The sequence below is a fragment of the Falsiroseomonas oryzae genome, from assembly GCF_027856955.1.
GTDB lineage: Bacteria > Pseudomonadota > Alphaproteobacteria > Acetobacterales > Acetobacteraceae > Falsiroseomonas > Falsiroseomonas oryzae.
The window spans coordinates 1-5,131 of the sequence record NZ_JAPSMD010000387.1 but is presented as its reverse complement, the minus strand read 5'-3'; the positions used below and the strand labels follow the sequence as shown (position 1 = coordinate 5,131).

Here is a 5,131-nt window from a genome sequence, read left to right as displayed (position 1 = left end):
GGCGCATCCTCGGCCCGCGGCACGGGCGGTGACGCGCCGGCGAAGCCGCATTCCGCCGCCGCCGCCGCACCCTCGCGCGCGCCATCCGCCAACGCGGCCTGGGTGGAGAAGCGGCCGGCCGCGGCGCCGAGCACCTGCATCCCCTGCGGCAGCGCATCGGGGACGAAGGCATGGATCGCCTCGTCCCAGCGCGGCCTGTGGCCGAGGTGGCAGGCCAGGTGCAGCGAGGGATTCCAGCCGCCCGCCATCGCCAGCAGGTCGGCGCCCGCGCCATCCTCGCGCCCCGCCGCGTCCGCGAAGCGCACGGCGGCCAGATGCAGCCCACCCTGCGTGCCCAGCACCCGGCCGCCCGCGATGAGCCGCGCGCCGAGCCGCTCCGCCAGCCTCACCTGCGCGGCCGGTACCTCGGCGCGCGCGTCCACCACCGCCTCGATCCGAGCGCCGGCGCGGGTCAGGTCGGCCACGCTGCGCCAGCCATCGTCGCCGGCCGTGAACACCACGGCGCGTCGGCCGGGCAGCACGGCGAAACGGTTGAGGTAGCCGCGCACCGCACCGGCCAGCATCACGCCGGGCCGGTCGTTGCCGCCGAACACCACCGGCCGCTCGATCGCCCCGGCCGCGAGCAGTACGCGCCGCGCGACGATCTTCCAGTATCGCTGGCGCGGCAGATGCGCCGGCGGCTCCGGCAGGTGGTCCGACACGCGCTCCACCGCCGCGACGACGCCGCCATCCAGCACGGCGAAGGCGGCGGTGCGGCGCAGGATGGTCACGCGCGGCAGCGCGGCGAGCTCTGCCTCCACGCGCGCGGCCCAGTCGGCGCCGGCGCTGCCGTCCACCTCCTCCGCCTCGGCCAGCAGGCGCCCGCCGAGTTGCGCATCCTCCTCCACCAGCGCCACGCGCGCGCCGGCGCGGCCGGCGGCAAGCGCCGCCATCAGCCCGGCCGGACCGCCGCCCACGACAAGCACGTCGCAATGCAGATGCGTGCGCTCGTAGCGGTCGGGATCGGCACCTTCCGGCGCACGGCCCAGGCCGGCGGCGCGGCGGATCAGCGGCTCGTAGAGCTTCTCCCAGAACGAAGCCGGCCACATGAAGGTCTTGTAGTAGAATCCGGCCGCAAGCAGCGGGCCGAACAGCCCGTTGACCGCGCCGAGGTCGAAGGCGAGCGACGGCCAGCGGTTCTGGCTGCGCGCCTCCAGCCCCTCGAACAGCTCCACCTGCGTCGCGCGCGTGTTGGGCTCGCGCCGTGCGCCGCCGCGCAGCTCGACCAGCGCGTTCGGCTCCTCCACGCCGGCGGAGAGGATGCCGCGCGGCCGGTGATACTTGAAGGAGCGCCCTACCAGCCGCACGCCGTTCGCGAGCAGCGCGGAGGCCAGCGTGTCGCCAGGATGGCCGGGGAATCGCCGGCCGTCGAAGGTGAAGCCGATGGCGCGGCTGCGGTCGATCCGGCCGCCCGCGGGCAGCCGCCATGGCTGCCGCGGCGCGGCCGTGCTGGCCAGGCCGTCGCGCGGCGGTGCGGTGGGCTTGTGCGGGGCGTTCACGGCGTGCCCTCCGTCGCTCGGGCTGCGCGCACGGCGATCACCGCATGGGTGCGGGTGTCGCGCTCCACCACCAGCCAGGTGCGGCAGCCACCCTGGTGATGCCAGAGCTCGCGATGCGGCCCGTGGGCGTTCTCCCGCTGGTGCACATAGTCCACCCACGCACCGAGAGGCGCGTCGCCGGCCGGCCGGACCGGATCGGCGGCGCCGAGCACGGTGAACTCCTCGTTCCCGCGCTCGCCGCAATAGGGGCAGGGAATGCGCATGGCGCCCTCAGTGCAGGTTGGCCTGGGCGCCGGCGCCCTTCTCGTCGATCACCGCGCCGGTGGCGAAGCGGTCCAGGCGGAAGCCGGCGTTCAGCGGGTGCGGAGCGCCGGTCGCGATGGTGTGCGCGAAGCACCAGCCGGAAGCCGGCGTCGCCTTGAATCCGCCGTAGCACCAGCCGCAATTCAGGAAGAGCCCGTCGATCGGCGTGCGGTCGATGATGGGCGACCCGTCCATGCTCATATCCATCACGCCGCCCCATTGGCGGAGGTAGCGCAGGCGGGAGAAGCCCGGGAACAGCGCGACCGCGCTCTCCATCACGTCCTCCATCGCCGGCAGGCTGCCGCGCTGGGCGTAGCTGTTGTAGCCGTCGATGTCGCCGCCGAAGACCAGCCCGCCCTTGTCGGACTGGCTCACGTAGAAATGCCCGGCGCCGAAGGTGACGACGGTGTCGATCACCGGCTTGATCGCCTCGCTGACGAAGGCCTGCAGCACATGGCTCTCGATCGGCAGGCGCAGCCCGGCCATGGCGGCGACGCGGCCGGAGTTTCCCGCGGCCGCGAGGCCGACCCGCTTGGCGCCGATGAAGCCCCGGGTCGTCTCCACGCCAATGACGCGGCCGGCTTCCACGCGGATGCCCGTGACCTCGGTGTGCTGCAGGATGTCCACGCCGCGGCGGTCCGCGGCGCGCGCATAGCCCCAGGCCACGGCGTCGTGCCGCACCGTGCCGCCGCGCCGCTGCAGCAGGCCGCCCTTCACCGGGAAGCGCGCATTGTCCATGTCGATTTCCGGCACCATTCCGCGCACCGCGGCCGCGTCCAGCAGCTCGGCGTCCACGCCGGCCAGCCGCATGGCGTTGCCGCGCCGCGCATAGGCGTCGCGCTGCGCATCCGAATGGAACAAGTTCAGCACGCCGCGCTGGCTGACCATGGCGTTGTAGTTGATGTCCTGCTCCAGCCCTTCCCACAGCTGCAGCGACTTCTCGTAGAAATGCGTGTTGGGCGGCAGGAGGTAGTTGGACCGGATGATGGTGGTGTTCCGCCCGACATTGCCGGACCCGACATAGCCCTTCTCCAGCACCGCCACGTCGGTGATGCCGTGCTCCTTCGCCAGGTAGTAGGCGGTGGCCAGCCCATGCCCGCCCCCGCCCACGACCAGGGTGTCGTAGGACGGCTTCGGCTGCGGGTCGCGCCAGGCCGGCGTCCAGAGCCGGTTGCCGGCGAGAGCGTTCCTGAGAAGGCTGAAGACGGAGTAGTGCATGTCGTGGCCCATCGCTTGGCGCCAGTCCCGCCAGGCCGCGCCGCCGCCCTTGCCCGGCGGCGACGTGGCCTTGCCCGCGACCGACTACGCCCCCCAGACCTGGCCCAGGAAGCGCAGCCAGTTCTCGCCCAGCACGCCCCGGATCCGCGCCTCGCTCCAGCCGCGGCGCTGCATGGCGCGCGTCAGGTTCGGGTAGTCGGCCAGGGTCTCCAGCCCCTTCACGAAGGGTGCGGCGCCGCGCGTCGGGACCATGCGGCGCGCGTAGCCCTTGTCGTGGCGCAGCCAGTCGAAGAAGGCTTCGCCGTAACCCTCGGTGAAGTCGGTCCCGATGCCGACATTGCCCTCCCCGCAGAGGTTGATCACGTAGTCGAAGACGTCGAGGCAGTCGTCCAGCGTGCTCGCCGCGCCGGTCTTCATGAAGGGCGGATAGGTGGCGACCCCGACGAAGCCGCCGCGCTCCACGATGAAGCGCAGCGCAGCATCGGACTTGTTGCGGGGATGGTCGTACAGCCCGGCAGGGCAAATGTGCGAATAGGCGCAGGGCTGCTTCGAATGCCGGATCGCATCATCGGCCGTCCTCGCGCCGACATGGCTCAGATCCACCACCATGCCCAGGCGGTTCATCTCCTCCACCACCTCGCGACCGAAGCCGCTCAGGCCGCTGTCGTTCTCCTCCCAGCAGCCGGCGCCGACCAGGTTCTGCGTGTTGTAGGTCAGCTGCACCACGCCGACGCCGAGCGCCTTGAACAGCTGCAGCGTGTCCAGCCGGTCCTCGATGGCGGAGGTGTTCTGGAAGCCCAGGATGATGCCGACCTTCCCCTGTTCCTTCGCCTTGCGGATGTCGGCCACCGAATGGACGGGCATCAGGATGTCCGGGTGGTCCGACATCGCGCGCTTGAAGCGCGCGATGTTCAGCATGGTATCACGGAAGTTCTCCCACACGCAGACCGTGCAGTTGGCGGCCGTCAGGCCGCCGCGCTGCATGTTGGCGTAGACCTCCGGGCTCCACTTCGAGACCACCAGCCCGTCGATCAGGATCGCGTCGCGATGCAGCGTGTCGTCCATGGTCATGCGCCTTCTCCTGCCCTGCCCGTCATGGCACGCGCGCCGCGGCCTGCTGCGAGGTGAGGAACGCCACCCGCGGCCGGCCGCGCACATGCTTCAGGTGTCGCGAGAGCATGCGCAGGCGGCCGGGATGGCCGATCAGCTGCACATGCAGCGTCAGGTGGTAGAAGGCGCCCGGCGTCTCGTAGAGGCCGTCGAACTCCTCGGTCCAGACCTGCTCGGCATCCGTGGCCGGCCGGATCACGCGGCCGACCTGCCCGCCGTAGAGGAAGTAGGGCGCATCGGCGAGGTGCCACTGCACCGGCAATTCCACGATCGGCAGCGGCCGGCCGTCGCGCATGTGGCGATAGGGCCGAAGCGCGTCGTGGTAGTTGGTGGAGACGCGCACGCCATGCCGCAGCAGCAGGTCCATGGTGCGCGGCGAGAACTCCCAGGAGGGCGAGCGCCAGGTGACCGGGCGCGTGCCCGTGATGCGCCCCAGACTCTCGAGGCCGGTGACGAGTTCCCGCTCCTCCTGCTCCGCCGTCAGCGTGTGCACGGGCAGGTGGGCGTAGCCGTGGCTGCCGATCTCGTGGCCGCGGGCGGCGCAGAGGCGCACCGCATCGGGGTAGCGGTCTGCCGTCATGCCGGGGACGAAGAAGGTGGCGCGCACGCCGTGCTCGTCCAGCAGGTCCAGCAGCGGCGCGAGGCCCTCGCGCACCGCGAAGGCGCCGTGCGAGAGCAGCACCGGGCGGTCCTTGTTCTCGGGCGCCTTGCCGACCCAGATCGCCTCGGCGTCCAGGCAGATGCCGACCACCACCGGGAAGATGTCGCTCATGGTGCGGGAACCCCCATCGTCTCCTCCGTGAGATGCGCCAGCATCGGCCAGGACTCCGCCTCGTCCGCGAAGTGGCAGGCGCTGCGGCGGCCGGGGCCGACCGCCTGCAGCGGCGGGTCCTGCTGCGCGCAGACCGGCCGCGCGACCGGGCAGCGCGTGTGGAAGCGGCAGCCCGGCGGCGGCGAGACCG

General features: G+C 72.1%; 5 protein-coding genes and 1 pseudogene. All 6 read right to left on the bottom strand.

All coding sequences use genetic code 11. The features are described from left to right. Positions 1 to 1,538, bottom strand: a 1,538-nt coding sequence (locus OZN99_RS25085; protein ID WP_270937968.1) for a 2Fe-2S iron-sulfur cluster-binding protein, incomplete at its 3' end; no start/stop codon positions are given. After that, positions 1,535 to 1,801 carry a sarcosine oxidase subunit delta gene (locus tag OZN99_RS25080; RefSeq protein ID WP_270937967.1) on the bottom strand — a complete coding sequence of 89 codons (267 nt, stop codon included), beginning with the start codon at positions 1,799 to 1,801 and terminating at the stop codon, positions 1,535 to 1,537. The genes OZN99_RS25085 and OZN99_RS25080, both read right to left, overlap by 4 nt. Before the next feature lie 7 nt (positions 1,802 to 1,808). Further along, the gene (locus OZN99_RS25075; RefSeq protein ID WP_456299900.1) at positions 1,809 to 3,071 is read right to left on the bottom strand and encodes a sarcosine oxidase subunit beta family protein; all 1,263 of its coding nucleotides are present in this window, start codon (positions 3,069 to 3,071) and stop codon (positions 1,809 to 1,811) included. A 72-nt stretch (positions 3,072 to 3,143) separates the two neighbouring features. Further along, positions 3,144 to 4,130, bottom strand: a complete 987-nt coding sequence (locus tag OZN99_RS25070; protein ID WP_270937966.1) for a dipeptidase — start codon at positions 4,128 to 4,130, stop codon at positions 3,144 to 3,146. A gap of 22 nt (positions 4,131 to 4,152) precedes the next feature. Further along, positions 4,153 to 4,941: a polysaccharide deacetylase family protein gene (locus OZN99_RS25065; RefSeq protein ID WP_270937965.1), complete on the bottom strand. Its 789-nt coding sequence runs from the start codon at positions 4,939 to 4,941 to the stop codon at positions 4,153 to 4,155. Beyond that, positions 4,938 to 5,131 (bottom strand): annotated as a pseudogene (locus OZN99_RS25060) (hypothetical protein); the annotation flags it as partial. The pseudogene OZN99_RS25060 and the gene OZN99_RS25065, both read right to left, overlap by 4 nt.